At 74.3% G+C, this 25316-nt stretch carries 21 protein-coding genes; 6 read left to right on the top strand and 15 right to left on the bottom strand.

Annotated elements, in window-relative coordinates:
• The coding region (locus ACZ63H_RS18830) for a serine/threonine-protein kinase (protein ID WP_469866419.1) at positions 1–1415 on the bottom strand (1415 nt) is incomplete at its 3' end.
• 255 nt (positions 1416–1670) lie between these two features.
• Here ACZ63H_RS18830 and ACZ63H_RS18825 point away from each other — a divergent pair.
• From ACZ63H_RS18825 to ACZ63H_RS18815, 3 genes are all read left to right on the top strand, one after another.
• The gene (locus ACZ63H_RS18825) at positions 1671–3026 is read left to right on the top strand and encodes an aminotransferase class III-fold pyridoxal phosphate-dependent enzyme (RefSeq protein ID WP_469866354.1); all 1356 of its coding nucleotides are present in this window, start codon (positions 1671–1673) and stop codon (positions 3024–3026) included.
• Between the two features lie 126 nt (positions 3027–3152).
• Positions 3153–3848 carry a GntR family transcriptional regulator gene (locus tag ACZ63H_RS18820; protein WP_469866352.1) on the top strand — a complete coding sequence of 232 codons (696 nt, stop codon included), beginning with the start codon at positions 3153–3155 and terminating at the stop codon, positions 3846–3848.
• Between the two features lie 109 nt (positions 3849–3957).
• On the top strand, positions 3958–4608 hold the full coding sequence (locus tag ACZ63H_RS18815; protein WP_469866350.1) for a hypothetical protein: 651 nt from the start codon (positions 3958–3960) through the stop codon (positions 4606–4608).
• A 67-nt stretch (positions 4609–4675) separates the two neighbouring features.
• On the opposite strand, the gene ACZ63H_RS18810 is transcribed toward ACZ63H_RS18815, so the two are convergent.
• Positions 4676–5959 carry an adenylosuccinate synthase gene (locus tag ACZ63H_RS18810; RefSeq protein ID WP_469866348.1) on the bottom strand — a complete coding sequence of 428 codons (1284 nt, stop codon included), beginning with the start codon at positions 5957–5959 and terminating at the stop codon, positions 4676–4678.
• A gap of 197 nt (positions 5960–6156) precedes the next feature.
• On the opposite strand from ACZ63H_RS18810, the gene ACZ63H_RS18805 reads away from it, so the two are divergent.
• A complete protein-coding gene (locus ACZ63H_RS18805; RefSeq protein WP_469866346.1) occupies positions 6157–6996 on the top strand; it encodes a diacylglycerol kinase in 840 nt (279 codons plus the stop codon).
• Positions 6997–7031: 35 nt separating this feature from the next.
• On the opposite strand, the gene ACZ63H_RS18800 is transcribed toward ACZ63H_RS18805, so the two are convergent.
• From ACZ63H_RS18800 to ACZ63H_RS18750, 11 genes are all read right to left on the bottom strand, one after another.
• On the bottom strand, positions 7032–8252 hold the full coding sequence (locus ACZ63H_RS18800) for a cytochrome P450 (protein WP_469866344.1): 1221 nt from the start codon (positions 8250–8252) through the stop codon (positions 7032–7034).
• 504 nt (positions 8253–8756) lie between these two features.
• Positions 8757–9659 carry an alpha/beta hydrolase gene (locus tag ACZ63H_RS18795; RefSeq protein ID WP_469866342.1) on the bottom strand — a complete coding sequence of 301 codons (903 nt, stop codon included), beginning with the start codon at positions 9657–9659 and terminating at the stop codon, positions 8757–8759.
• Positions 9660–9828: 169 nt separating this feature from the next.
• A complete protein-coding gene (gene kynU, locus ACZ63H_RS18790) occupies positions 9829–11013 on the bottom strand; it encodes a kynureninase (protein WP_469866340.1) in 1185 nt (394 codons plus the stop codon).
• A complete protein-coding gene (locus ACZ63H_RS18785) occupies positions 11006–11854 on the bottom strand; it encodes a tryptophan 2,3-dioxygenase family protein (protein WP_469866338.1) in 849 nt (282 codons plus the stop codon). Before ACZ63H_RS18785 ends, kynU begins: the two co-directional genes overlap by 8 nt.
• Positions 11855–12006: 152 nt before the next feature.
• A complete protein-coding gene (locus ACZ63H_RS18780) occupies positions 12007–12420 on the bottom strand; it encodes a DUF3151 domain-containing protein (RefSeq protein WP_469866336.1) in 414 nt (137 codons plus the stop codon).
• A 201-nt stretch (positions 12421–12621) separates the two neighbouring features.
• The gene (gene fbaA, locus ACZ63H_RS18775; protein WP_358690790.1) at positions 12622–13644 is read right to left on the bottom strand and encodes a class II fructose-bisphosphate aldolase; all 1023 of its coding nucleotides are present in this window, start codon (positions 13642–13644) and stop codon (positions 12622–12624) included.
• 142 nt (positions 13645–13786) lie between these two features.
• Positions 13787–14338 carry an orotate phosphoribosyltransferase gene (pyrE, locus tag ACZ63H_RS18770; protein ID WP_467942246.1) on the bottom strand — a complete coding sequence of 184 codons (552 nt, stop codon included), beginning with the start codon at positions 14336–14338 and terminating at the stop codon, positions 13787–13789.
• Between the two features lie 10 nt (positions 14339–14348).
• On the bottom strand, positions 14349–15137 hold the full coding sequence (locus ACZ63H_RS18765; protein WP_469866334.1) for an aldose epimerase family protein: 789 nt from the start codon (positions 15135–15137) through the stop codon (positions 14349–14351).
• 55 nt (positions 15138–15192) lie between these two features.
• On the bottom strand, positions 15193–16149 hold the full coding sequence (locus tag ACZ63H_RS18760; RefSeq protein WP_469866332.1) for an SRPBCC family protein: 957 nt from the start codon (positions 16147–16149) through the stop codon (positions 15193–15195).
• A gap of 119 nt (positions 16150–16268) precedes the next feature.
• Positions 16269–17903 carry a polyamine aminopropyltransferase gene (locus ACZ63H_RS18755; RefSeq protein ID WP_469866330.1) on the bottom strand — a complete coding sequence of 545 codons (1635 nt, stop codon included), beginning with the start codon at positions 17901–17903 and terminating at the stop codon, positions 16269–16271.
• 110 nt (positions 17904–18013) lie between these two features.
• Positions 18014–18538: a DUF2617 family protein gene (locus ACZ63H_RS18750; protein ID WP_469866328.1), complete on the bottom strand. Its 525-nt coding sequence runs from the start codon at positions 18536–18538 to the stop codon at positions 18014–18016.
• Between the two features lie 821 nt (positions 18539–19359).
• On the opposite strand from ACZ63H_RS18750, the gene ACZ63H_RS18745 reads away from it, so the two are divergent.
• The gene (locus tag ACZ63H_RS18745) at positions 19360–20544 is read left to right on the top strand and encodes a pyridoxal phosphate-dependent aminotransferase (RefSeq protein ID WP_469866326.1); all 1185 of its coding nucleotides are present in this window, start codon (positions 19360–19362) and stop codon (positions 20542–20544) included.
• A gap of 51 nt (positions 20545–20595) precedes the next feature.
• Here the strand turns inward: ACZ63H_RS18745 and ACZ63H_RS18740 are convergent, their stop codons facing one another.
• Positions 20596–21129, bottom strand: a complete 534-nt coding sequence (locus tag ACZ63H_RS18740; protein ID WP_469866324.1) for a YbjN domain-containing protein — start codon at positions 21127–21129, stop codon at positions 20596–20598.
• Positions 21130–22030: 901 nt separating this feature from the next.
• Entirely contained in the window at positions 22031–24628 is a 2598-nt protein-coding gene (gene clpB / locus ACZ63H_RS18735; RefSeq protein WP_469866322.1) for an ATP-dependent chaperone ClpB, read from the bottom strand.
• Between the two features lie 113 nt (positions 24629–24741).
• Between clpB and ACZ63H_RS18730 the strand changes: the two genes are divergently transcribed.
• Positions 24742–25155: a pyridoxamine 5'-phosphate oxidase family protein gene (locus ACZ63H_RS18730; protein WP_469866320.1), complete on the top strand. Its 414-nt coding sequence runs from the start codon at positions 24742–24744 to the stop codon at positions 25153–25155.
• The last annotated feature ends 161 nt before the right edge of the window (positions 25156–25316 follow it).

The following is a 25316-nucleotide window of genomic DNA, read 5'->3' as shown; positions in this document are numbered from 1 at the left end:
CCGGCAGGCACCCCCGCCCCCGGCCCGGAAGGCGTCCCCGACCCAGGGGCACCAAACCCTGCGGGCGACCCAGGCCCGGAAGGCGACCCCGGCCCGGCAGGCGACCCCGCTCCGGAAGGCGCACCCGGTCCGGCGGTGAAAGCCGCGCCGGCGGGCGCCCCCCAACCGGCAGGCACCCCCGCCCCCGGCCCGGAAGGCGTCCCCGACCCAGGGGCACCAAACCCTGCGGGCGACCCAGGCCCGGAAGGCGACCCCGGCCCGGAAGGCGACCCCGCTCCGGAAGGCGCACCCGGTCCGGCGGTGAAAGCCGCATCGGCGGGCGCCCCCGGTCCGGTGGGGGAAGTCGTGCGGGTGGGTCGGTCCGTGCCTGCCCCGGCCGCGCCCGGGTGCTCCCCGCCGGGTGGCGGGCCGCCGGTGGGGGCCCGGCCCGGGGCACGGTGGCTGCCGGGTCCGCCGGGGTGTTCCCCGCCGCTGGCGCCGGCGGCCTCCTCCGGGCTCTCCGCCTCCAGCAGCCGTACGGCGTGCCGGCCGAGTTGGGCGACCAGGGCGCTGGGCAGCCAGGGGTCGCGGGAGCGGCCCCCGGTGACGGTGTCCTCCACCCCGGTCCGCTCCAGGATCGCCTCCAGCGGGGGCCGGTTCGCCGGATCCTTGCGCAGGCAGTCCCGTACGAGGTCGGCGACGCCCTCCGGCACGCCCGTCAGGTCCGGCTCCTCCTGGGCGATGCGGAACATCAGCGCGTGGACCCCGCTGTCGGCGGTCCCGAAGGGCAGCGACCCGGTCGCCGCGTAGGCGAGCACGGACCCGAGGCAGAACACGTCGCACGCGGGCGTGATCCGGTCCCCGCGCACCTGCTCGGGCGCCATGAACCCGGGTGACCCGACGAGCGCACCGGTCCGGGTGAGCCCCTCCGCGCCCGAGGCCGTGGACTCCAGCGCCCGCGCGATCCCGAAGTCGATCACGCGCGGCCCGTCGATGGTGACCAGCACGTTCGACGGCTTGAGGTCCCGGTGCACGATCCCGGCCGCGTGGATGTCCTGGAGCGCCTGCGCGAGCCCCGCCGCCAGGATCCGTACCGACCGCTCGGGCAGCGCCCCGTGGTCGTGCCCGACGACCCGCTGGAGGCTGGGCCCCGCCACGTACCCGGTCGCCACCCAGGGCACCGGCGCCTCGGTGTCCGCGTCCAGCACCGGCGCCGTCCAGTACCCGCCGACCCGGCGTGCGGCGTGCACCTCCTGCCGGAACCGCGCCCGGAACTCCTCCCGCTCGGCCAGTTCCGCCCGGACGAGCTTCACCGCCACGGTCCGGCCCCGGTCCGACCGGGCCAGGTACACCCGGCCCATGCCGCCCGCGCCGAGCCGCGCCAGCAGCCGGTAGCCCCCGATCGCCGGCGGATCCCCCGGCCCCAGCTTCTCCATCCCCGCGCCGCCTTCCCCCCCATAGGTCTGCAACGCCCGACAATAGTGCGCCGGTACGACACCGGGACCGGGCCCGGTCCCACGGTTGCGCAACAGGAACGGACCGCGTCGCGAACCGGCCACCCCGGGCACCGCCCGGAACGCGCCACACCCGCACCGCGCCGCCGCCCGTCGACAATCTGTCGCGGATTCCCCCCGTCCACGGAACAAGACGCCGATATGCCTTCCGCATCGCGGACATTTACCCTCACCGGCATGACCCCTCAGCCCAGCCCCGAAGCCGGCGCCGCAGTGAAGGCCGCCGACCGTGCGCACGTCTTCCACTCCTGGTCCGCCCAGGACCTCATCGACCCGCTCGCCGTCGCCGGCGCCGAGGGGTCGTACTTCTGGGACTACGACGGCACCCGGTACCTGGACTTCACCAGCGGGCTCGTCTTCACCAACATCGGCTACCAGCACCCCAAGGTCGTCGCGGCGATCCAGGAGCAGGCCGCGAAGCTGACCACCTTCGCGCCCGCGTTCGCCGTCGAGGCCCGCTCGGAGGCGGCCCGGCTGATCGCCGAGCGGACCCCCGGCGATCTGGACAAGATCTTCTTCACCAACGGCGGCGCGGACGCCGTGGAGCACGCGGTGCGCATGGCCCGGCTGCACACCGGCCGCCCCAAGGTCCTCTCGGCGTACCGCTCGTACCACGGCGGCACCCAGCAGGCGGTCAACATCACCGGCGACCCGCGCCGCTGGGCGAACGACAGCGGCTCGAACGGGGTCGCCCGCTTCTGGGCGCCGTTCCTCTACCGCTCCCGCTTCTACGCCGAGACCGAGGAGCAGGAGTGCGCCCGGGCGCTGGAGCACCTGGAGACGACGATCGCCTTCGAGGGGCCGGGGACCATCGCCGCGATCATCCTGGAGACCATCCCGGGCACCGCCGGGATCATGCTCCCGCCGCCCGGTTACCTCGCCGGCGTGCGCGAGCTGTGCGACAAGTACGGGATCGTCTTCATCCTGGACGAGGTCATGGCCGGTTTCGGCCGGACCGGCGAGTGGTTCGCGGCGGACCTGTTCGGCGTCGTCCCCGACCTGATGACCTTCGCCAAGGGAGTGAACTCGGGGTACGTGCCGCTCGGCGGCGTCGCCATCTCCGGGAGGATCGCCGAGACCTTCGGCAAGCGCCCCTACCCGGGCGGCCTCACCTACTCCGGCCACCCGCTGGCCTGCGCCGCCGCCGTCGCCACGATCAACGTGATGGCGGAGGAGGGCGTCGTGGAGAACGCCCGGCGGCTCGGCGAGAGTGTCGTCGGCCCCGGACTCGCCGACCTGGCCGCCCGTCACCCGAGCGTCGGCGAGGTACGCGGCACGGGCATGTTCTGGGCGCTGGAGCTGGTGCGCAGCCGGGAGACCCGCGAGCCGCTGGTGCCGTACAACGCGGCCGGCGAGGCGAACGCGCCCATGGCCGCCTTCACCGCCGCCGCCAAGCGGCACGGGCTGTGGCCGTTCGTGAACATGAACCGCACCCACGTCGCCCCGCCGTGCACCGCCACCGAGGCGGAGCTGAAGGAGGGCCTGGCCGCGCTCGACGCCGCGCTGAGCGCCGCCGACGAGCACACGGTGTGACCGCACGCGGCTGCCGCCGCACCGATTCGAACGCGTAAGGTGGCGTGCTCGTAAGGAAGAGGGACCCGCGGGTGGCGCGGGTCCCCGCGAGCACCGCCCCCGGACGTGTGAGGAGAGGCACGGAGCATGCCCGGAAACGGCCCCGTGACGCGCAGCACCCTGCGCCAGCAGATCGCGGACGCGCTCCGTGACGAGGTGCTGGCGGGACGGCTGCGCCCGGGCCGGGCGTTCACCGTCAAGGAGATAGCCGACCAGTACGGCGTCTCCGCCACCCCGGTCCGCGAGGCGCTGGTCGACCTGTCCGCGCAGGGCATCCTGGAGGCCGACCAGCACCGCGGCTTCCGGGTGCCGGAGTACTCGGTCACCGACTACCGGCACATGATCGAGGCCCGCGGCCTGGTCACCGACGGCATGTTCCAGGCCCTCACCGCGGGCCACCCCGCCTTCCGCACCCCGCCGGAGGACCCCCGCACCGGCGCGGCCCTGACCACCGTGCGCCGCCGCGGCGAGGAGGCCCAGCGGGCGGCCACGGCCGGCGACCTGACCGTCCTCATCGGCTACGACCTGCGCTTCTGGCGCGAACTGAGCGCCCTGTTCGGCAACCCCTACCTCGGCGACTTCCTGCACCGGCTGCGCGTGCAGTCCTGGGTCTGCGCCGTGCAGCACCTGCTGCGCCTGCCCGATCTGCGCGGCCGGCTCTGGGACCGGCACACCGAACTGGTCGACGCGCTGGCCCGGCGCGAGGCGGAGACGGCCCGCGCGATCGTGGCCGACGCGAGCGACCACTCGCTGGCACTGCTGGAACACCTGGCGGGCGGGTAGACGACCGATACCGGCCCGCGGGGGAGCGCCCCGGGGCCGCAGCGACTACCCTGCCCTGACCACCCGCTGCCGTGCGTGACGGCGCACCCGCCGATGCGAGGAGCTCTCTTTGGCCTGTGACCTGTGGCTGGTACCGCTCGTGGACGTGTTGTGCCACACCCCGGACAACCCCTTCGCCGAGGAACTCGCGCAGTACGACAAGGCGCTGACCGAGGCCGGCCTGCCGCCGGTGCCGGTGTACCAGTACATGCCGGGCCTGTCCGGCGACGTCGCCCCGGTCGCCGGTTTCGACTACGACGCCCTGCACTTCCTGCGCCGCGCCTATCTGCTCCAGGTCTGCGGGCTGCCGGTGACGCCGGTGGACGAACTGGGCGGCGACTACGAGCAGTTGCTGGAGATGTTCGAGTCGACGGCCCAGCAGTCGCACCTGGTGTGGCACTACGACCACGCGGGCGCCTACGTCCCCGTGGACTTCCCGCACCCGCTGTCCAACGACGAACTCCTCGCGGGCGGCGGCCCCTTGGGCTCCTCGCAGACCCTGCTGCGGGAACTGCAGTACGTGGCCCCCACGATCGGCATCGACCCGGCCAACCCCCCGGCCGCCCCCGCCCCGCCCCCGGCCCCCACGGAGCTGGAGGAACCGGCGGCCGCGCCCCCCCACGACCCCAGCCCCTTCGCCCGGGAACGCCACGTCTGGCTGGGGCTGCACGCGGCCGCGACCCGCTCCCTGGCCCAGGGCTCGATGATCGTCTTCAGCTGAGCCGCGCGGAAACGGACGGACGCCCTGCCGGCCGGACCGGCAGGGCGCCCCATGAGCGGCGTCCGCTCTACAGGAACGAGTTGATCTCGATCGTCTCGTCGCGGCCCGGACCCACGCCGATCGCGGAGATCGGGGCGCCGGACATCTCCTCCAGCGCCTTGACGTAGTTCTGGGCGTTCTTCGGCAGGTCGGCGAAGGACTTCGCCTTGCTGATGTCCTCGCTCCAGCCCGGCAGCATCTCGTAGACCGGCTTCGCGTGGTGGAAGTCCGTCTGCGAGTACGGCAGCTCCTCGACGCGCTTGCCGTCGATCTCGTAGGCCACGCAGACCGGGATCTGCTCCCAGCCGGTGAGGACGTCGAGCTTGGTGAGGAAGAAGTCGGTCAGGCCGTTGACGCGGGTGGCGTAGCGGGCGATGACCGCGTCGAACCAGCCGCAGCGGCGGTCCCGGCCCGTGGTGACGCCCCGCTCGCCGCCGATGCGGCGCAGCGCCTCGCCGTCCTCGTCGAACAGCTCCGTGGGGAACGGGCCCGCGCCGACCCGGGTCGTGTAGGCCTTCAGGATGCCGATCACGCGGCTGATCTTCGTCGGGCCCACGCCCGCGCCCGTGCAGGCGCCGCCCGCCGTCGGGTTCGAGGAGGTCACGAAGGGGTAGGTGCCGTGGTCGATGTCCAGCAGCGTGCCCTGGCCGCCCTCGAAGAGCACGACCTTGTCGTCCTCCAGGGCCTGGTTCAGGACCAGCACCGTGTCGGCGACGTACGGCCGGATCTGCTCGGCGTAGCCCAGCAGCTCCTCGACCACCTGGTCCGCGGCGATCGCGCGCCGGTTGTACAGCTTGGTGAGGATCTGGTTCTTGACGTCGAGCGCGGCCTCCACCTTCTGCTGGAGGATCGACTCGTCGTACAGGTCCTGGACCCGGATGCCCACGCGGTTGATCTTGTCGGCGTAGGTCGGGCCGATGCCGCGGCCGGTCGTGCCGATCTTGCGCTTGCCGAGGAAACGCTCCGTCACCTTGTCGACGGTCACGTTGTACGGCGTGATGATGTGCGCGTTACCGCTGATCAGGAGCTTGGACGTGTCGACGCCACGCTCGTTCAGACCGCTCAGCTCGGAGAGCAGGACCGACGGGTCGACGACGACACCGTTGCCGATGACCGGCGTACAGCCGGGCGACAGGATTCCGGAAGGGAGGAGGTGCAGTGCGTACTTCTGGTCGCCCACGACGACCGTGTGGCCGGCGTTGTTGCCACCCTGGTAACGCACCACGTAATCGACGGAACCACCGAGGAGGTCCGTCGCCTTTCCCTTGCCTTCGTCACCCCACTGAGCACCGAGCAGCACAAGTGCGGGCACGCGCGTACACCCCTTCCGGGCGGGGCATGTCCAAGGTCGGGGGCATGGGCGTAACGTTCACCGCCGCGTACCACCGCGACCGTCTTCGGTCGCACAACCGTCGGACCGGATGCCCCGGAATAGACGAAGCCCCTGGCGCAATAGCGCAAGGGGCTCTTGCACAAAGATGCTACCCGAGGAAGCGAGGCAGGACCGAGGTGGCGACTTCCGCGACGTCCGATCAGCTGCTGGTGATCATCGATCCGGCGGCACGGCAGGCGGACGGGGAGTCCGTACGGATCGCGAAAGACGTGCTCAGCGCGGGTGCGGCGGCCAAGCTGTGCCTGCCGGACGGCCCGGAGGAATTCGCCCGCGCCCTGGGCCGCAGGGGGTCGCGGCGGCCGGTCGTGGTGGGTGACGGCCGGGCCCTGGCGCGGGCCGTCGCCCTGCTGCACCGGCAGGGCGAGCTGGCCGGGTGCGTGCTGTCGGTGGTCCCGGTCGGGGACACCTCGCTCGCCGAGTCGCTCGGGGTGCCCGGCGGCGCGGTGGCGGCGGCCCGGGCCGTGCTGGACGGCACGGCGCGGCGGCTGGACCTGCTGGTCGACGACCGGGACGACGTGGTGCTGGGCGCGCTGCGCATCCCCTCGGCGACGCCGCGGCCGCCCGCCGCCGCGCCGGTGCCGGTCTCCGCGGGCCGGCCCTGGTACCGCTCGCTGGTCCGCACGCTCGCCGCCCGCCCGGTCCGGCCGGCCGCCGTGCCCGCCCCGAGCGCGGCCCGGCTGCGGGTGGAGGTCGACGGGGAGCCGGTGGTCGACACGGACCAGCCGGTGGAGGCGGTGTCGGTGACGCCGGGCACGGCCGGGGTGGCCTCGGTGGAGGTCCGGCCGCTGTCGGTGGGCGCGGAGGCGACCCCGCTGCTGGCCTGCGGCCGCACGGTGACGGTCACCGGGGCGGAGTTCCGCTACCGGGCGGACGCCGGGGTGTCGGGGCCGGTGCGCCGGCGGAGCTGGCGGGTGATGGAGGGCGCCTGGAGCCTCGTCCTGCCCGCCGACCGCTGACCCGCCGGGCCCCGCCGGGCGGGGTCCGGCACGGCTCAGCGCACCTCCACGGCGAGCCCCCGCAGCCCCCTGATCACGAAGTTCGGGCGGCGCTCCGGCTCGGCCGCCAGGGCGAGCGTGGGCGCCCGCTCCAGCAGGGCCGTCAGGGAGGCGGCCAGCTCGATGCGGGCCAGCGGGGCGCCGACGCAGTAGTGGATGCCGGCGCCGAAGGAGATGTGCGGGTTGTCCGCGCGGGCCAGGTCCAGGCGGCCGGGGTCGGCGAAGACGGCCGGGTCGTGGTTGGCGGAGCCGAAGAGCAGGGCGACCTCGGCACCCCTCGGGATCGTCGTGCCGTCGATCTCGACGTCGTCCAGGACCCAGCGTTCGAAGAGCTGGAGCGGCGTGTCGTAGCGCAGCAGCTCCTCGACGGCGGAGGGGACGAGGGAGTGGTCGGCGCGCAGGGCCGCGAGCACGCCGGGGTGGCGGAACAGGGCGTACCAGCCGTTCACCGTGGCGTTGACGGTCGCCTCGTGGCCCGCGTTCAGCAGCAGCACCACCGTGGAGACCAGTTCCTGCCCGGTGAGGCGGTCGCCCTCGTCGTGGGCGGCGATCAACGCGGAGACCAGGTCCTCGCCGGGCTCGGCGCGGCGGGCCGCGATCAGCTCCCGGAGGTAGTCGGAGAACTCCACCGACGCCCGCACCGCCCGGGCCGCCGTCTCCTCGGACGGGTTCAGCTCGTACATCCCGCAGATGGCCGCCGACCACGGCCGCAGCAGCGCCCGGTCCGCCGCGGGGATGCCGAGCAGCTCGGCGATCACCGCGACCGGCAGCGGCTCCGCCACGTCCGTCAGCAGGTCGCCGCCGCCGTCCGCGACCAGGGCGGCCACCAGCTCGTTCGCCAGCCCGTGCACGTACGGTTCGAGCCGCGCCACCGTGCGCGGGGTGAACGCCTTCGACACCAGGCGCCGGATCCGGGTGTGGTCCGGCGGCTCCAGGTCGAGCATCCCGTGGTCGTTGAGGGTGTGGAAGGGCTCGTGCTCCGGCGGGGGCGGGGTCCGGCCGAACTCCTCGTGGGTGAAACGGTGCAGGTAGGTGCGGCCGAGCCGGCGGTCCCGCAGCAGCGCCGAGACGTCCGCGTGGTGCGGGACCAGCCACTGGTCGGTCGGCTCGTACCGGATCACCCGGCCGCGGGCGCGCAGCTCGGCGTAGGCCGGGTAGGGGTCGGCGACGAACGCCGGGTCCCAGGGGTCGAAGACAGGGTCCGCAGCAGCTGTCATGACCGGACGCTAGCCCGGCCCGCCCCGTGTGGCCAGCCTCCGGCCCGGTGTGGCCGGCCTGCGCTCCGGCCCGGGATCAAAGCGCACCGGGTCGGACCACACCGGACTCGTAGGCGTAGACCGCGGCGAGGGCGACCGCAGGCCCGTCGCAACCGGGCGCGAACGACCCCCGTCGAGCCCGATCACCGACGGCGACCGCAGGCCCGTCGTCGTCCGGTGCGCGTGGCCGTCGCGGGCCTCCAGCGCCGTCGACCGCCGCGCGTCCGTCGTGCGCGGGGAGTCCGGCCGTGCGAGGCCCGTCGCCGGGTGCGCGTGGGCCCCGCGGGGCCCGGCCGCCGTCGGCGGATGGGCCTGTGTGGTGGGTCGCGGGTGGTGCCCCATGGCGGCCCCCTCTCGGTCGCCCGGCCATCGGGCTCGACTCGCGAGGAAGTGACGGTTCGGGGGCTGTCGCCGGCGTCCCGCCAGGGAGCTGTCGTGGCGCGTGGCTCTCAGGGAGCACGGGCACTACCAGGCCAGTTGGGCGATCTCCTCCGCCACCACCGCGCAGGAATCCGCCGCCGGGTCGATCAGCGGGAAGTGGCCCACGTCCTCCAGCAGCGTCAGCCCGACCACCTCCCCCGCCTTCGCCGCCGCCTGCGCGTACGACTCGGCCACCTGATGCGGCACCACGACGTCCGCCCGGCCCTGGACCAGCGTCGTGGCGATCCCCGTCGGCAGCAGGAGCGCCGGGTCCGCGTACGGGCGGCGCGCGCCGAACCCGGCGTCCCCGCCGAGGAGTTGCCGCGCCGCGTGGTCGCACACCCCCAGCTTCTCCGCCACCTCGAAGTCCGCGATCGGCGCGAGCGCCACGACACCGCGCAGCGGGGCCGGACGGCCGGTGCGCCACGGGGCGTCCGCCGGAAGCAGGTGCCGGGCCGCCGCCCACAGCGCCAGGTGGCCGCCCGCCGAGTGCCCGGTCAGCACCGTACGGCGGGCGTCCGCCTGCGGGAGCGCCTCCCGGACCAGCGCGGGCAGGGCGTCCAGGGCCGCCGCCACGTCGTCGAAGGTGTCCGGCCAGCGGCCGGCGGGCGGCACGCTCCCCCCGCCGTCACCACCGTCGCCCCCTTCCGCACCACCCCGCCGGTACTCGACGTTGGCCACCGCGAAACCCCTGCGGGCCAGGTAGTCCGCGAACGGGGTGACATGGCGCCGGTCGTAGCGGGCACGCCAGGCACCGCCGTGCAGGACGGCGATCAGCGGGGCGGCCGCCGGGCCGGTGCCCCCCGGGCCGGGACGCGGGGCGTAGAAGTCGATCACCTGGTCGGGGTGGTCGCCGTACGCCGCGGTGACGTCCGGGGCGACCGGCGGGTGGGAGAGGGCCGACTCCTCTTCGGCGGCGGCGCGGGCTGCTGCGGCGTCGTCCGGCATGCTCCAACCTCTCAGCGGCGTGACGGGGGTGGCGGACCAGGAGGGAAACGGCCGTCGGCCGGGACGGTATCAGGCCGGTGACGTGCGGGGATACGGGCACGTCGGGCCCCGGCGGCGGCCCGCGCCCGCACCGCCTCGGCCCCCGCGCCCGCACCCGCCGCCGAGCCCCCTAGGCCAGCTCCTCCGCCAGCACCCGAGCCGCCCGTTCCACGTCACGGAAGCCGACGTACAGCGGGGTGAAGCCGAAGCGGAGGATGTCGGGGTGGCGGAAGTCGCCCACCACGCCCCGGGCGATCAGGCGCTTCATCACCTCGCCCGCGTCGGGACAGCGCAGGGCGATCTGGCTGCCCCGCTCCGCGTGCCGTTCCGGGGTCACGCACTCCACCCGGCCCGGCTCGGTGTACGCGGTCACGCACCGCAGGAAGAAGTCCGTCAGCGCCAGGGACTTGGCGCGGACGGCGGTGACGGACACCCCGTCCCACACGTCGAGGGCGGCCTCCAGCGCCAGCAGGGAGAGGATGTCCGGCGTGCCGACGCGCCCCCGCACGGCGCCCGGTGCCGGGGCGTAGGCGGGGCTCATCCCGAACGGCTCGGCGTGGGAGTTCCAGCCGGGCAGCGGGGAGTCGAAGCGGTCCTGCAACTCCTCCCGCACGTACAGGTACGCCGGCGAACCCGGGCCGCCGTTGAGGTACTTGTAGGTGCAGCCGACCGCGAGGTCCACGCCGTGCTCGTCCAGGCCCACCGGCAGCGCGCCCGCGCTGTGGCACAGGTCCCACACCGCGAGGGCGCCGGAGGCGTGGATCGCGGCGGTGAGCGCGGGCAGGTCGTGCAGCCGGCCGGTGCGGTAGTCGACGTGGTTGAGCAGCACCGCGGCCGTGCGCCCGGTCAGCGCGTCCGGCACCTCGTCCGGGGTGACCGCGCGCAGGGTGCGGCCGGTCAGCCGGGCCGCCGAGGCGGCGATGTACCCGTCCGTGGGGAACGTCGTCGCGTCGACCAGGAGTTCGTCACGGCCGTCGCCCGCGATGCGGACCGCCGCGACCAGCGCCTTGAAGACGTTGACGCTGGTCGAGTCGCCGACGACGATCCGGCCGGGCCCCGCGCCCACCAGCGGCGCGATCCGGTCGCCGATCCGCTCGGGCGCCGTCCACCAGCCGCTCTCCTCCCAGGAGCGGATGCGCAGTTCCCCCCACTCGCGGCGGACGACGTCCGCCAGCCGGTCGGGGACGTGCGCGGGCAGGGCGCCCAGGGAGTTGCCGTCCAGGTACACGGCGTCGTCGAGGACGAAGCGGTCGCGCAGGTACGCGAGTTCGTCCTCGGCGTCCAGTTTCTCCGCGCGCAGGGGCAACTCAGACATGGGACCTCGCCGTCCACAGCTCGGGGAACACGTTCTTGCGGGCGCGCTTCTCCAGCCAGGCCACGCCGGCCGAGCCGCCCGTGCCGGCCTTGGCGCCCATCGCGCGCCGGGTGGCGACCAGGTGGTCGTTGCGCCAGCGCCACACCAGTTCGGCCACGTCCGTCAACGCCTCGCCGAGCCGGGCGAGTTCGTCGCCCTGGTCGCCCGCGTAGATCGCGGTCCAGGCGGCCTCCACGGCCGGTGAGGGCTCGTACCGGGCGGAGACGTCCCGGTGCAGCACGGCGTCCGGGAGGGCGTGGCCGCGGCGCGCGAGGAGCCGGAGCACCTCGTCGTACAGGCTCGGCTCGTGCAGGGCCTTCTCCAGCTCCGCGTGCACGCGCGGGGCACCGTGGTGCGGTACGAGCATGGAGGCGGACTTCTCGCCGAGCAGGAACTCCAGGCGCCGGTACATCGCCGACTGGAAGCCGGATCCCTCGCCGAGCGCGCCGCGGTAGGCGTTGAACTGCGCCGGCGTCAGCTGCCCGAGCGGCTTCCAGGAGGCGTTCAGGGCCTCCAGCTCCCGCACGGAACGTTTCAGCGCGGCGAGCGCGGTCGGTACGTCGTCCGAGCGGAGCGCGCGGGCGGCCGTCTCCCACTCGTGCACGATCACCGTGAACCACAGCTCCATGACCTGGGTGGTCACCAGGAAGACCATTTCACCGGGGTCGTCGGAGAGGGTGTGCTGGAGGTGGGTGAGGACGTCGGCCTTGACGTAGTCCTCGTACGGCGTCGTCCCCGCGAAATCCAGGTTCGGGGTCTCGGGCTCAGCGGCCTGCTCGGGGTGGTGAGCCTGTTGGGACATCGCTGTCTCCTGTAGTACTCCGGGTAGCGGTCCGCCCCTGCCGATGCCGGCACGGGGGCCCCGGTCCCCATCCCGCCATCCTCCGCGATGCCCCGGGGGTCGGCAAGGCCCGCCTGCTGCCAGACGGGCCACACCGGTGACGTCCGCGCCGGTCAGCCCAGGGTCTGGGCCGCCGTCGGCGAGGAGTCCTTCAGGAACTGCGAGCAGCGCTCGTACTCCTCCTGCTCGCCGATGGCCTGCGCGGCGCGGGCGAGGGCGTGCAGGGCGCGCAGGAAGCCGCGGTTCGGCTCGTGCTCCCACGGCACCGGGCCGTGCCCCTTCCAGCCGTTGCGGCGCAGGGCGTCCAGGCCGCGGTGGTAGCCGGTGCGGGCGTAGGCGTACGACTCGACGACCGAGCCCCGCTCGAACGCGTCGTCGGCGAGCTGGGCCCAGGCGAGGGAGGAGGTGGGGTGCCGGGCGGCGACGTCCGCCGGCGCGGTGCCCGCCGCGAGGGCCTGACGCGGCTCCGGGTCGTCGGGCAGGTGGGTCGGGGGCGGCCCCCCGAGAAGGTTCTGGTGAATCGACATGCGTCCAGTGTGGCCCACGGCAGCGGGGCGGGGCGGGGCGCCTCCGCGGGCGCCGGGAACCCGCGCCGGCCCGCCCGGGAGGACGCCGGGCCCGCCGGCGCCGGGCTTGCCCCGGACACCGCCCGGGACGTGCGACGGGCCCGGCGGCAACGAAGGCCGCCGGGCCCGCCACGGGCACCGCCTGGTTGTGCGCGGACCCGCTTACTTGATCTTGTTGCCCGCCGAGCGCAGGTGCTGCGTGGCCTGGACGACGCGCGCGGCCATGCTCGCCTCGGCCAGCTTGCCCCAGGTGCGCGGGTCGTAGGCCTTCTTGTTGCCGACCTCGCCGTCGACCTTCAGGACGCCGTCGTAGTTCTGGAACATGTGGGCGGCGACCGGACGCGTGAAGGCGTACTGGGTGTCGGTGTCGATGTTCATCTTCACCACGCCGTTCTCCAGCGCGGTCTGGATCTCCTGCTCGGTGGAGCCGGAACCGCCGTGGAAGACGAAGTCGAACGGGGACTGCTTGCCGAACCGGGCGGCGACGCCCTCGTTCAGCTCCTTCAGCAGCTCCGGACGCAGGACGACGTTGCCCGGCTTGTACACGCCGTGCACGTTGCCGAAGGAGGCGGCCAGCAGGTAGCGGCCCTTCTCGCCCAGGCCCAGCGCCTCGGCGGTGCGGATGGCGTCGTCGACGGTGGTGTACAGCTCGTCGTTGATCTCGTGGGTGACGCCGTCCTCCTCGCCGCCGGTGGGGGTGATCTCCACCTCCAGGATGATCTTGGCGGCGCGGGCCTGCTCCAGCAGCTCCTGCGCGATCTCCAGGTTGTCGGCGAGGGTCTCGGCGGAGCCGTCCCACATGTGCGACTGGAACAGCGGGCCGAGACCGGCGTCGACGCGCTTCTTGGACAGCGCGATCAGCGGACGCACGTACCCGTCGAGCTTGTCCTTCGGGCAGTGGTCCGTGTGCAGGGCGATGTTGACCGGGTACTTCTCGGCGATGACGTGCGCGAACTCGGCGAGCGCGACCGCGCCGGTGACCATGTCCTTGCTGTACTGGCCGCCGAGGAACTCGGCGCCGCCGGTCGAGATCTGGACGATGCCGTCGCTCTCGGCCTCCGCGAAGCCGCGCAGCGCCGCGTTCAGGGTCTGCGTGGAGGTCACGTTGATGGCCGGGTAGGCGAACTTGCCTGCCTTCGCCCGGTCGAGCATCTCGTTGTAGACCTCGGGGGTTGCGATGGGCATCTGTCCGCTCCTTGTGTTGCGGGTAGGGGTTCTGCGTTACGGCCCTGACCTAGACCTGGGGGGCGACGTCATCGTCGGCCCCATCTTCCCAGACATGAACCGATGGTCCACGTGCCGGTCAAGTCCAGGTCAATCCCGGCCGTCAGTCCAGCCCCAGTTCATCCTTCGAGAAGGCGAACCGGTAGGGAACACCCGCGCCCGCTTCGATCTTCTCTGCGGCTCCGGTCGCCCGGTCCACGATCGTGGCGACGGCGACGACCTCCGCGCCGGCCTCCCGCACGGCCTCGACGGCGGTCAGCGGGGAACCGCCGGTGGTGGAGGTGTCCTCGACCACCAGGACGCGGCGGCCCGCGATGTCCGGGCCCTCGACGCGCCGCTGGAGCCCGTGCGCCTTGGCCGCCTTGCGGACCACGAACGCGTCGAGCCGGCGGCCGCGCGCGGCGGCGGCGTGCAGCATGGCGGCGGCGACCGGGTCGGCGCCCATGGTGAGCCCGCCGACCGCGTCGAACTCCAGGTCCGCGGTCAGGTCCAGCAGCACCCGGCCGACCAGCGGGGCGGCCTCGCCGTCGAGGGTGATGCGGCGCAGGTCGACGTAGTAGTCGGCCTCCAGACCGGAGGAGAGGGTCACCTTGCCGTGCACCACGGCCTTGTCCTTGATCTGCTGCAGCAGCGCGCCGCGCACGTCGTCCGTCATGCCGACCAGCTTAGAGCCGACGCCAGCTCCAGGTCGTACTCGCCTCCAGCGGCTCCAGCGGGGTGACCAGGCGCGGGTGGGTGTTCAGGCCGTTGGGCGGCCCGGTCTGCGGTTCGACGCAGACGGCCTCGGACTGCTCGTCGTAGACCACCACCCACTCCTGCCGGCCGGCCACCTTCAGCTCCAGCCGGTCCGGCCAGGTGAGGGTGACGTCGACGCCGCCGGGCATGCCGAAGCAGTCGTCCCAGGGGCCGGGCCGGGGGTCGATCCGGTTGCCGGTGGGCAGGTGGTCGGCGCCGCGCTCCTCCTGCCAGGCGGGCTTGAAGTCCAGCTCCACGCCGACGCCGTCGAGGTTCCGGTTGAACCACGGGTGCCAGCCGAGCTGGGCCGGGAAGGAGTCGTCGTACGTCTCCACGGACAGGGTCAGGGTCAGGCCGTCCTCGGTGAGCGCCACGACCTGGGTGACGCGGCCGGGGTGCGGCCAGGGGTCGGTCAGCTCGTACGTGATCACCGCCTCGTCCGCCGTGACGCGCGCGGTGCGCCAGGCGCCGTCGCGCGCGGTGCCGTGGATGGCGTGCGGCGGGGAGTTGAGCGGCATCTGACGGACGGTGCCGCCGTCCAGGAAGCGGCCGTCGCGGATCCGGCCGCACCAGGGCACCATCGGGAAGCAGCCGTAGCGCGGGCCCTGCCGCAGCAGTTCCAGGGAGCCGACCCTGAGTCCGCTGATCCGGCCGCCGTTCGCGGGGCTGACGCGTACTTCCGCTTCACCTGCGGTCAGCGTGATGTCTTCGTTGCTCACGGGACGACACTACTGGGGCGCCCAAGGGGGCGTGCGCGGTCCGTCGGGCCTTTCCTCAGCGTCGCCTGCGCAGGGCGCGGGTGACCACGACCGCGGAGGCCAGGGCGAGGGCCGCGGCGGGGGCCGCCCAGCGCAGGGCCGGGTTCCCGACGACGGTCTGGGGGGCGGGCACGGGGGCGTACCGGCCGCGCGGCGGGGCGTGGTCGACCTCCTCGGCGCTGCGCCCGATCATCGTGCGGCGCGCGTGCGCGGCCTCGGCGGGCGGCTCCCCGGTGTCGCCGAAGTCCTCGGCGAGCCGGTCGTCGGCGGAGCCGGTACCGGTGCCTTCGCTGTCGGCGTCCGCGTCCGCGTCCCGGTCCAGGGAGGGCGGGGGGACCTCGGTGTCGAAGACGGAGGGGCGGGCCTCGCCGGCCGCCCCGGACCCGGATTCCCCGGCCCCGGCGGTCTCGTCGGCCCCCGCGGTCTCGTCGGTCGCCGGCTCCTGGGCCCCGGCCGCCTCCTCGCCCCCCGAGGGCTTCTCGGCCCCGGCCGTCCCGCCGGCCTCCGCCGTCTCCTCAGCCCCCGCGGTCTCCCCGGCCGCTCCCGCGCCCTCGGTCTGCTCCGCCAGGGTCTCCAGGAACCGGTCCAGCAGTCTGGTCGTCGCCGCCGTCACCTGTTCCGGCGGGAGTTCGGTGAGCCGGCCGGTCGCGGTCGCCGTGCCCTCGGCCGTGACCGCGCAGCCGCCGTCGGCGGCCGTCAGGCGCAGGGTCAGGGCCAGCTCGACCGTGCCGCTGCCGCGGGCCTCGCCGGCGTCGGCCTCGACGGCGTACGTGCCGTCGGCGCGCGCGGTCACCCGGGCCGTGCCCCGGTAGGTGACGGAGTGTCCGCCGACGCGCAGTTTCAGGCGGCCGGTGATCGGTTCGGCACCGGCGTCCTGTTGCAGCCCGGGCACGGCGCGGGCGACGCGAGCGGGGTCGGCCAGGGCGGCGCCGAGCCGTTCGGTGGAAGCCTGGACGAAGACCTGGTGCTCCATGGTCCCGGAGCCTACCCACTCGCGGCCGGAACTCACCCGGACGTGCGCGCGGCCCGGCCCCGGGCCCCCCGTTCGCCGAGCCCCCGCACGCGACGCCCCCGCCCCGGCCCCGCAGGCCCTCAATACCGGGGATGCACCAGCGTGGACCCCGGCAGCCCCTCGATCCGGGTCCGCCCGGCCGCCCGCGCGTCCGCGGCCAGCCCGGCCCGGGTCAGGGTGCGCGGACGCACGGAGCCGAGGCGCAGGGGCGGCGGGACGCGGCCCGGGGCCGCCAGCAGGAAACCCCAGTCGTGCGGGGCCCGGGACGCGCCCGTGGAGCGGTCGGGGCCGGCCGTGAAGCCGCTGCCGTGGCCGGGCACCCGGTAGGGGGAGACGGCGAAGCCGGCCGCGCGGAGGGTCGCGGCGACGGTCCAGTAGGCGCGGGGCCGGGTGGTGACGGGCCCGGCGTGCACCACCAGGCGCCCGCCGGGGGCGAGCACCCGGCGGGCCAGGCCGTAGAACTCCTGGGAGTACAGCTTGGTGGCGGCGGTGATGCCGGGGTCGGGCAGGTCGCTGATCACGACGTCGTACGTCCGCCCGCGCGCCCCGCGCAGCCAGCCGAGCGCGTCGGCGGCGGTGACCCGGACGCGCGGGTCGGCGAGGGCGCGCGCGTTGACGGCGGCGAGGCCGGGGTCGTGCCGGGCCAGCTCCACCAGGCCCGGGTCCAGCTCGACGAGGTCGAGGCGGCGCACGTCGCGGTGGCGCAGCACCTCGCGGGCGGCCAGTCCGTCGCCGCCGCCGAGGATCAGCACGCGCGCGTGCGGGCCGGACAGGGCCGGGTGGACGAGGGCCTCGTGGTAGCGGCGCTCGTCGCGGCCGTCGACGCGGAGCCGGCCGTCCAGGAAGAGGCCGAGGGGCCGGCCGCGGGTGCCGCCGGCCAGGACCACCTCCTGGGCGTCGGTCCGCACCGCCACCCGGACGTCGGTGCCGTACACGGCGCGCCGGGCGGCCCGTTCGAAGTCGCCGGCGAGGGCGGCGGCGCAGGCGAGGACACCGAGGACGGCGAGGCCGGTGAGCAGCAGGATCCAGCGGGCGCGGCGGCCGAGGTCGCGGCGGAACAGGCCGAGGACCAGCGCGCCGCCCGCGACCACGTTGACCGTGCCGGTCAGCAGCGCTCCGGTCAGCTGGCCCAGGTACGGCAGGAGGAGGAAGGGAAAGGCGAGGCCGCCGACCAGGGCGCCGACGTAGTCCGCGGCGAACAGGTCGGCCACGGCGCCGCCCGCGTCCTGCCGGCGGATGCGCTGGATCAGCTCCATCAGCAGCGGCACCTCGGCGCCCACGAGCAGGCCGATGGCCAGGGAGAAGGCGACGAGCAGACAGCGTGGTCCGGCGGCCCAGGCCCCGCCCCAGCCGGCGGTCCAGGCGAACACGGCGTACAGCGCCATGGCGCTGCAGCCGCCGACCAGCGCGAGGGCGGCCTCCACCGCGCCGAAGCCGGCCGCCGCGTGGCAGCGCAGCCGTTTGGCGCCGAGGGAGCCGATGCCCATGGCGAACACCATCACGGACAGCACCACGGACGCCTGGGTGACCGAGTCGCCGGTCAAGTAGGAGGCGAAGGCGACCAGTTCGAGTTCGTACACGAGTCCGCAGGCCGCGCAGACGAAGACGCACGCGAGGACCAGGAACCGCCCGGTGCCGGGCCGGACGGGCAGCCGTGCGGGGCTCGTCCAGGAGGGCGGGGCGCCCGGGGGCGCGGGGGCGTGCGGTTCGATCACGCTGCGACGTTACGTCACATCCCGGCCACGCTTCGTCACCCACACGTGTGGATCCAGGGGCGCTTGACGCATTACGGGTTTATGTCACCGCGGAAGGCATGAGCCCCCGCTCAGTCCGGCTGGGCCACCCGCGCCCGATCGCCCACCCGGGTCCGGGTGGCCACCAGCTGACCGTCCTGCGGGTAGGCGTGCCAGGTGCGCCAGTGCACCTGGCCCTCGTGCCGCTGGGCCAGCATCGCGGTGAAGGCGTGCGGGCTGCCGGGGAAGACGCCGGCGAGGCCGTGCGGATGGTCGGAGACGAGCGCCAGCAGCTCCTGGGCGCGGCCCGCGAACGAACCGGGGGTGAGCACCTCCACGCGGGCGGCGAACTCGTACTCCCAGTCGCCGACGCGTTTGGCGACGCCGAGCGGCAGCGGGGTGCTGGAGCCGGGGATGCACGCGACCGTTTCGGAACAGGTGCCGCGCTCCTCTTCCAGGAGCACCTGGTGGGAGGCGCCGAGCAGCCGCAACTGGAGCCTGGCGCCGGTCAGTTCGAGGTCGAGGGTGGCCAGGGCGGGCAGTGGTTCGCGGCCCAGGGCCCAGGCGAGGTCGGCAGCGCGCGTATCGGTGTAGGAGGTGTTCAGGGTCGTGAGCATGGATCGGCTCCGCTAACACGCAAATGAGGGGGAAATCAGCCAATCTCAGCCCGGCCGGCCCGGCCGGAAGGGGGAGTCAGGGGGCGTTCGAGGGGCTGTGTCGGCGCTTAGAGGGAACCACGAACTAGGGCGCCGCCACAGGGTTTTTACCCAACTTCGTTGTGTTTCCATCCGTCGGGGGGCTCACAGCTCAACTGTTCAAGAGTGGCGTGCGCCGGTCGCGAATAAGACACGCCGGGCGCCTGCCGGATGTCCGTCCGGCGAGCGCCCGGCGTGGTGCGGCCCGGATGCGCTTCCCCCCGCTGTCCGGAGGCCCGGCTGCCCCGTGTCAGCCGCCTCCCCCGCATCCGCCCCCGCCACCGCCGCACGACGAGCCCCCGCCGCACGACGAGCTCCCGCCGCACGACGAACCCCCGCCGCAGGAGTGCCCGCCGTGCCCGTGTCCCCCGTGGTGCCCGCCGTGGTGTCCCGACGAGCCGGAGTCGCCGGCCCACCAGCTGCCCGCCGTCGAGCCGCCGTAGGACGCGGACGAGGACGAAGAAGAGGACGCCCCCCGGTACGTCCCGCCCCTGCGTCCGCGTCCCTTGCCGAGCGACGGCCCGGTCCGCCGGCTGCGGCGGGCCTGGCCCACCGCGATGAACGCCACCGCGATCAACGCCAGGATGATGCCCTCGATCATGGCGCCACCCTCCTTCCGTTCCCCCGAAGCGGCCCCCCGTGGGCGCCTCGCCGTGTCACCGCGTCCCGCGCGGTGCCGGGGAGATGCCCGGCCGGCGAGGCGGGCAAAGCGGAGTTGAGGAACTCCAGAGCTTGAGCGCAGGATGACCGGCATGACCTCCAGCGCACGCCCTCACCTCAACCGCCGGCTCGCCGAGTTCGGGACCACGATCTTCGCCGAGATGTCGGCGCTGGCCGCGGCGACCGGATCGATCAACCTGGGCCAGGGCTTCCCGGACACCGACGGCCCCGAGGAGATCCGGGAGGCGGCCGTCCGGGCACTGCGCGACGGCCGCGGCAACCAGTACCCGCCGGGCCCCGGCGTCCCCGAGCTGCGCACCGCGATCGCCGCGCACCAGCAGCGCCGCTACGGCCTGTCCTACGACCCCGGCACCGAGGTGCTGGTCACGGCGGGCGCCACGGAGGCGATCGCCGCCGCGCTGCTGGCGCTGGTCGAGCCGGGGGACGAGGTGGTGGCGCTGGAGCCGTACTACGACTCGTACGCGGCGAGCATCGCGATGGCGGGCGGCCGGCGGGTGCCGGTGACCCTGAGGCCGCACGAGGGCAGTTTCCGGCTGGACCTGGACGAGCTGCGCGCGGCCGTCACCGACCGCACCAGGCTGCTGCTCATCAACACCCCGCACAACCCGACCGGCACCGTCCTCACCCGCGCCGAGCTGGCCGCGATCGCCGAGCTGGCGGTGGAGCGGGACCTGCTGGTGGTGACCGACGAGGTGTACGAGCACCTGGTCTTCGACGACGCCGAGCACCTGCCGCTCGCCACGTTCCCCGGGATGCGCGAGCGCACGGTGAGCATCGGGTCGGCGGGCAAGACGTACTCGTTCACGGGCTGGAAGGTCGGCTGGGTGACGGCCGCGCCGGAGCTGGTCGCCGCCGTCCGTTCGGCCAAGCAGTTCCTGACCTACGTCGCCTCCGGCCCGTTCCAGTACGCGGTGGCCGAGGCGCTGGCGCTGCCCGACTCGTACTACGAGGAGTTCCGCCGGGGCATGCTGGCCCGCCGGGAGATCCTCGCGGAGGGGCTCGCGGCGGCCGGTTTCGAGGTGTTCCGGCCGGCCGGCACCTACTTCATCACCACCGACATCCGGCCACTGGGCGAGAAGGACGGCTTCGCCTTCTGCCGCGCGCTGCCCGAGCGGGCGGGGGTGGTGGCCATCCCGAACGCGGTCTTCTACGACGACCGGGAGGCGGGGGCGCCGTTCGTGCGGTTCGCCTTCTGCAAGCGCGAGGAGGTGCTGCGGGAGGCGGCCGAGCGGCTGCGGGCCATGTGAGCGCGGTGCGCCCGGCCGGGGGCGGACCCCCGGCCGGGACGCGCGGCCGCGTTACTCGCCGTCGGTCTCGGGCTGCTCGCCCTCGCCGCCCTCCGGCTCCAGGCCGAGCTGCTCCACCAGCCACTTGTCGAACTCGATCGCGGCCCGCACCCAGCTGACCGTGGAGGAGACGAAGTGGTTGATGTCGACGCCCGTGCCGATCAGCATCTGGGCCTCGCCGATCAGCCGGACGGCGCCGTCGTCGTGGGTGTGGGTGTACACCTTGGGCCACAGGGTGCGGCGGTTCCAGTCGTCGATCGTCTCCAGGAGCTGCGGCTTCTCCTCGATCTTGTGCGGACGGTCGAAGAAGGTCCGCACCGAGAAGATGGCCTGCTCGGGCTCGTCCCCGCGGAACATGAAGTAGGTGCGGAACTGCTCCCACGGCGCGACGAGGTCACCCTCCTCGTCGACGACGTACTTCAGCTCCATCTGGTCGAGGAGCTGCTTCACCAGATCCTGATCCGGGAGGACGGGGCCCGCCGGCCCTTGGGGCTGCGGTTCGGGCTGGCCCCCGAAATTCGGAATCGAGGACGGGTCGATGCTCACCGTGTTTTTCCCTTCATGCGGATTGCCGCCATCCTCCCCCATGCGGGGAGGGGCGTGGCAAGCCCCGACCCACCGCTCAGCCCTGAGCGGAAGCGCCGTGTCGGCGCGGGGGCGGTGTCGACGCGGGGGTCCTGACGGCGTGGGGACGTGCCGGCGCGGGCCGCCGTGCCGGCGCGGGAGGGGCGTACCGACGCGGGGGCGTGCCGGGCGCACGGCGGCCACCGGGCCGTACCACCGGGGCCGACTGCGCCGGCCCGAACGCTCCGGCGCGGGTCTCCGCTGCGGGCGTCCCGCCGCGGATACCCGTGGCGGGAGCCCGCGCCGCCGAGTCGGCGAGGGCCGGCCTCCGCCCGAGGCACCGGGTGACCGGCCACTGCACGCCTTCCGGCCCAGACACGAGCCCCGGCCCGCACCGGCCCGAACGCCCCGCCGCAGGTGCCCCGCCGCGGGCGTCCCACCGCCCAGCCGCGCCGAAGGCTCGCCGCCCCCGAGTCGACGGAGGCCGGCCTCCGTCCGAGGCACCGGGTGACCGGCCACTGCACGCCTTCCGGCCCAGACACGAGCCCCGGCCCGCACCGGCCCGAACACCCCGCCGCAGGTGCCCCGCCGCAGGCGTCCCACCGCCCAGCCGCGCCGAAGGCTCGCCGCCCCCGAGTCGACGGAGGCCGGCCTCCGTCCGAGGCGCCGGGTGACCGGCCACTGCACGCCCTTCCTGCCCGGGCACGAGCCCGGCCCGCATCGGTCCGGGGGCCGGTGCCCTGCCCGGGCGGCGCGCGCGAAGGAGTCGGCGGCACCCTCGCCGCATGCCCGGCACCGGATCCCTGCCGAGCCCGGCCCGGAACCAAGCGCCCCCGCCGGCCCGGGCGGGCCGGGTGGCGGGGGCGCTACGGGTCGAGGCCGGTCAGAGGGTCTTGCCGGTGGCCGGGCCCACCAGGAGGCCGGAGCCGAAGCGGTCCACGCGGACCGTGTCGCCGTCCTTGATCTCGCCGGACAGGATCTCCCGGGCGAGGCGGTCGCCGATCGCGGACTGGACCAGGCGGCGCAGCGGGCGGGCGCCGTAGGCCGGGTCCAGGCCCTCCTCGGCGAGCCAGGCCAGCGCCTCGGGGGTGACGTCCAGGGTGAGCCGGCGTTCGGCCAGCCGCCTGGCGAGCCGGTCGGTCTGGAGCCGGGCGATCCGCTCCAGCTCCGGCTTGGTCAGCGCCGAGAAGACCACCAGGTCGTCGAGCCGGTTGAGGAACTCCGGCTTGAACGAGGCCCGCACGACCTCCAGCACCTGCTCCCGCTTCTGCTCCTCGCCGGTCAGCGGGTCCATCAGGAACTGGCTGCCCAGGTTGGAGGTGAGCACCAGGATCGTGTTGCGGAAGTCGACCGTGCGGCCCTGGCCGTCGGTGAGCCGGCCGTCGTCCAGCACCTGGAGGAGGATGTCGAAGACCTCCGGGTGGGCCTTCTCCACCTCGTCCAGCAGCACCACGCTGTACGGGCGCCGCCGCACCGCCTCGGTGAGCTGGCCGCCCTCCTCGTAGCCGACGTAACCGGGGGGCGCGCCGACCAGCCGGGCCACGCTGTGCTTCTCGCCGTACTCCGACATGTCGATGCGGACCATGGCCCGCTCGTCGTCGAAGAGGAAGTCCGCGAGCGCCTTCGCCAGTTCGGTCTTGCCGACGCCGGTCGGGCCGAGGAAGAGGAAGGAGCCGGTGGGGCGGTCGGGGTCGGCGATGCCGGCACGGGAGCGGCGTACGGCGTCCGACACGGCGCGTACGGCCTCGCTCTGGCCGATGAGCCGCTTGCCGATCTCCTCCTCCATGCGCAGCAGCTTCTGCGTCTCGCCCTCCATCAGCCGGCCGGCCGGGATGCCGGTCCAGGCGGCGACCACGTCGGCGATGTCGTCGGCGCCGACCTCCTCCTTGACCATGGTGTCCCGGGCGGCCTCCTGCTCGGCGGCGGAGGCGGCCCGCAGCTCCTTCTCCAGCTGCGGGATCTCGCCGTACAGCAGCTTGGCCGCGGTGTCGAAGTCGCCGTCGCGCTGGGCCCGCTCGGCCTGTCCGCGCAGGTCGTCCAGCCTCTCCTTCAGCTCGCCGACCCGGTTGAGGGACTGCTTCTCCTTCTCCCAGCGGGCGGTGAGCCCGCGCAGCTCCTCCTCCTTGTCGGCGAGGTCGCGGCGCAGCTTCTCCAGGCGGGCGACGGAGGCCGGGTCGGTCTCCTTGGCGATCGCCAGCTCCTCCATCCGCAGCCGGTCGACGGAGCGCTGGAGCTCGTCGATCTCCACGGGGGAGGAGTCGATCTCCATGCGCAGCCGGGACGCGGACTCGTCCACGAGGTCGATGGCCTTGTCGGGCAGGAAGCGGGAGGTGATGTACCGGTCAGACAGGGTGGCGGCGGCCACCAGGGCGCTGTCGGCGATCTGCACCTTGTGGTGGGCCTCGTAGCGGCCCTTGAGGCCGCGCAGGATGGCGATGGTGTCCTCGACGGTCGGCTCGGCGACCAGGACCTGCTGGAAGCGGCGTTCCAGCGCCGGGTCCTTCTCGATCCGCTCCCGGTACTCGTCCAGGGTGGTGGCGCCGACCATCCGCAGCTCGCCGCGGGCGAGCATGGGCTTGAGCATGTTGCCCGCGTCCATGGCCGAGTCGCCGCCGGCCCCGGCGCCCACGACGGTGTGCAGCTCGTCGATGAAGGTGATGATCTGGCCGTCGGAGCCCTTGATCTCGGCGAGGACGGCCTTCAGCCGCTCCTCGAACTCGCCGCGGTACTTGGCGCCGGCCACCATCGCGCCGAGGTCGAGCGCGACCAGCCGCTTGTCCTTCAGCGACTCGGGCACGTCGCCCTTGACGATCCGCTGGGCGAGCCCCTCCACGACGGCGGTCTTGCCGACGCCCGGCTCGCCGATGAGGACCGGGTTGTTCTTCGTACGGCGGCTCAGCACCTGCACGACCCGCCGGATCTCCTGGTCCCGTCCGATGACGGGATCCAGCCGGCCCTCGCGGGCGGCGGCGGTGAAGTCGGTGCCGAACTTCTCCAGGGCCTTGTACTGGCCCTCGGGGTCGGCGGTGGTCACGCGGCGTCCTCCCCTGGCCTTCTTGAAGGCCTCCAGCAGCTTCTTGGCGTCGGCGCCCTGCCCGGTGAGCAGTTCGCCGGCGGCACCGCCCTGCGCGGCGATGCCGATCAGCAGGTGCTCGGTGGACAGGTACTCGTCGCCCAGCTCCCGGGCCCGCTCGCCGGCGTCGGCGATCACGGCCAGCAGCTCGCGGCTGGGCTGCGGCGGCGCCACGGTGGACCCGGCCACGCTGGGCAGCCCGGCCAGGATCCGCTCCGCGCCCGAGCGCACGGCGGCCTGGTCGGCGTCGACCGCGGCGAGCAGGTCGGTGATGTTCTCGTTGTCCTGCCCCTGGAGCAGAGCCAGCAGCAGGTGGGCGGGGGTGAGGTCCGGGTGCCCCCCGGTCACGGCGCGGTTGCTCGCGGCGTTGATCGCGTCCCGGCTCCTGTTGGTCAGCTCGGCGTCCACGTCTGCGTTCTCCTCCTCGACCGCTGTCCTGTGCTGACTTAACCAGCGTACACAAAGTTGAGTCTATTCCGCTCAAGCTTCGCCGGGGAGTGCCGAGGGGTTAGGTTGCGCGCATGACCAGGCACTCCCAGGACCCGGCTGCCCCCGACGAGCCGTACCTCGCCTTCTGGCGCGAACGGCATCTGTGCACCCTGACGACCCTGCGCCCGGACGGCAGCCCGCACGTGGTGCCGGTGGGGGTGACGTACGACGCCGGCGCCCGGCTGGCCCGGGTGATCACCAGCGGGACCAGCGCGAAGGCCCGGTACGTGGCCGCGGCCGGCGAGGCGGGCGCCCGGGTCGCGGTGTGCCAGGTGGACGGCCGGCGCTGGGCGACGCTGGAGGGGCGGGCGCGGGTGCGGACCGAGCCGGAGCGGGTGGCCGAGGCCGAGCGGCGCTACGCCGAGCGCTACCAGCGCGCGCCCCGGCCGAATCCGGCGCGCGTGGTGATCGAGATCGAGGTCGACCGGACGCTCGGGAACGGCTGACGTACGGCGATTTTCGGCCAGCATGGAAATATCCGCATACCGTGATGCATCCCCGCAAACGGCAGCGGGGGGGGGGGGGGGGGGGGGGGGGGGGGGGGGGGGGGGGGGGGGGGGGGGGGGGGGGGGGGAGGGGGGGGGGAGGGGGGGGGGGAGTGAGGCCG

The organism is Streptomyces sp. NPDC104831, assembly GCF_055583025.1.
This window is presented reverse-complemented; position numbering and strand designations above follow the sequence as displayed.

Bases quoted from the DNA above. Each gene is read 5' to 3' on its own strand.
- ACZ63H_RS18825 (WP_469866354.1), top strand. From the start codon at position 1,671: ATGACCCCTCAGCCCAGCCCCGAAGCCGGCGCCGCAGTGAAGGCCGCC.
- ACZ63H_RS18820 (WP_469866352.1), top strand. From the start codon at position 3,153: ATGCCCGGAAACGGCCCCGTGACGCGCAGCACCCTGCGCCAGCAGATC.
- ACZ63H_RS18800 (WP_469866344.1), bottom strand. From the start codon at position 8,252: ATGACAGCTGCTGCGGACCCTGTCTTCGACCCCTGGGACCCGGCGTTC.
- ACZ63H_RS18795 (WP_469866342.1), bottom strand. From the start codon at position 9,659: ATGCCGGACGACGCCGCAGCAGCCCGCGCCGCCGCCGAAGAGGAGTCG.
- kynU (WP_469866340.1), bottom strand. From the start codon at position 11,013: ATGTCTGAGTTGCCCCTGCGCGCGGAGAAACTGGACGCCGAGGACGAA.
- ACZ63H_RS18785 (WP_469866338.1), bottom strand. From the start codon at position 11,854: ATGTCCCAACAGGCTCACCACCCCGAGCAGGCCGCTGAGCCCGAGACC.
- ACZ63H_RS18780 (WP_469866336.1), bottom strand. From the start codon at position 12,420: ATGTCGATTCACCAGAACCTTCTCGGGGGGCCGCCCCCGACCCACCTG.
- fbaA (WP_358690790.1), bottom strand. From the start codon at position 13,644: ATGCCCATCGCAACCCCCGAGGTCTACAACGAGATGCTCGACCGGGCG.
- pyrE (WP_467942246.1), bottom strand. From the start codon at position 14,338: ATGACGGACGACGTGCGCGGCGCGCTGCTGCAGCAGATCAAGGACAAG.
- ACZ63H_RS18760 (WP_469866332.1), bottom strand. From the start codon at position 16,149: ATGGAGCACCAGGTCTTCGTCCAGGCTTCCACCGAACGGCTCGGCGCC.
- ACZ63H_RS18750 (WP_469866328.1), bottom strand. From the start codon at position 18,538: ATGCTCACGACCCTGAACACCTCCTACACCGATACGCGCGCTGCCGAC.
- ACZ63H_RS18745 (WP_469866326.1), top strand. From the start codon at position 19,360: ATGACCGGCATGACCTCCAGCGCACGCCCTCACCTCAACCGCCGGCTC.
- ACZ63H_RS18730 (WP_469866320.1), top strand. From the start codon at position 24,742: ATGACCAGGCACTCCCAGGACCCGGCTGCCCCCGACGAGCCGTACCTC.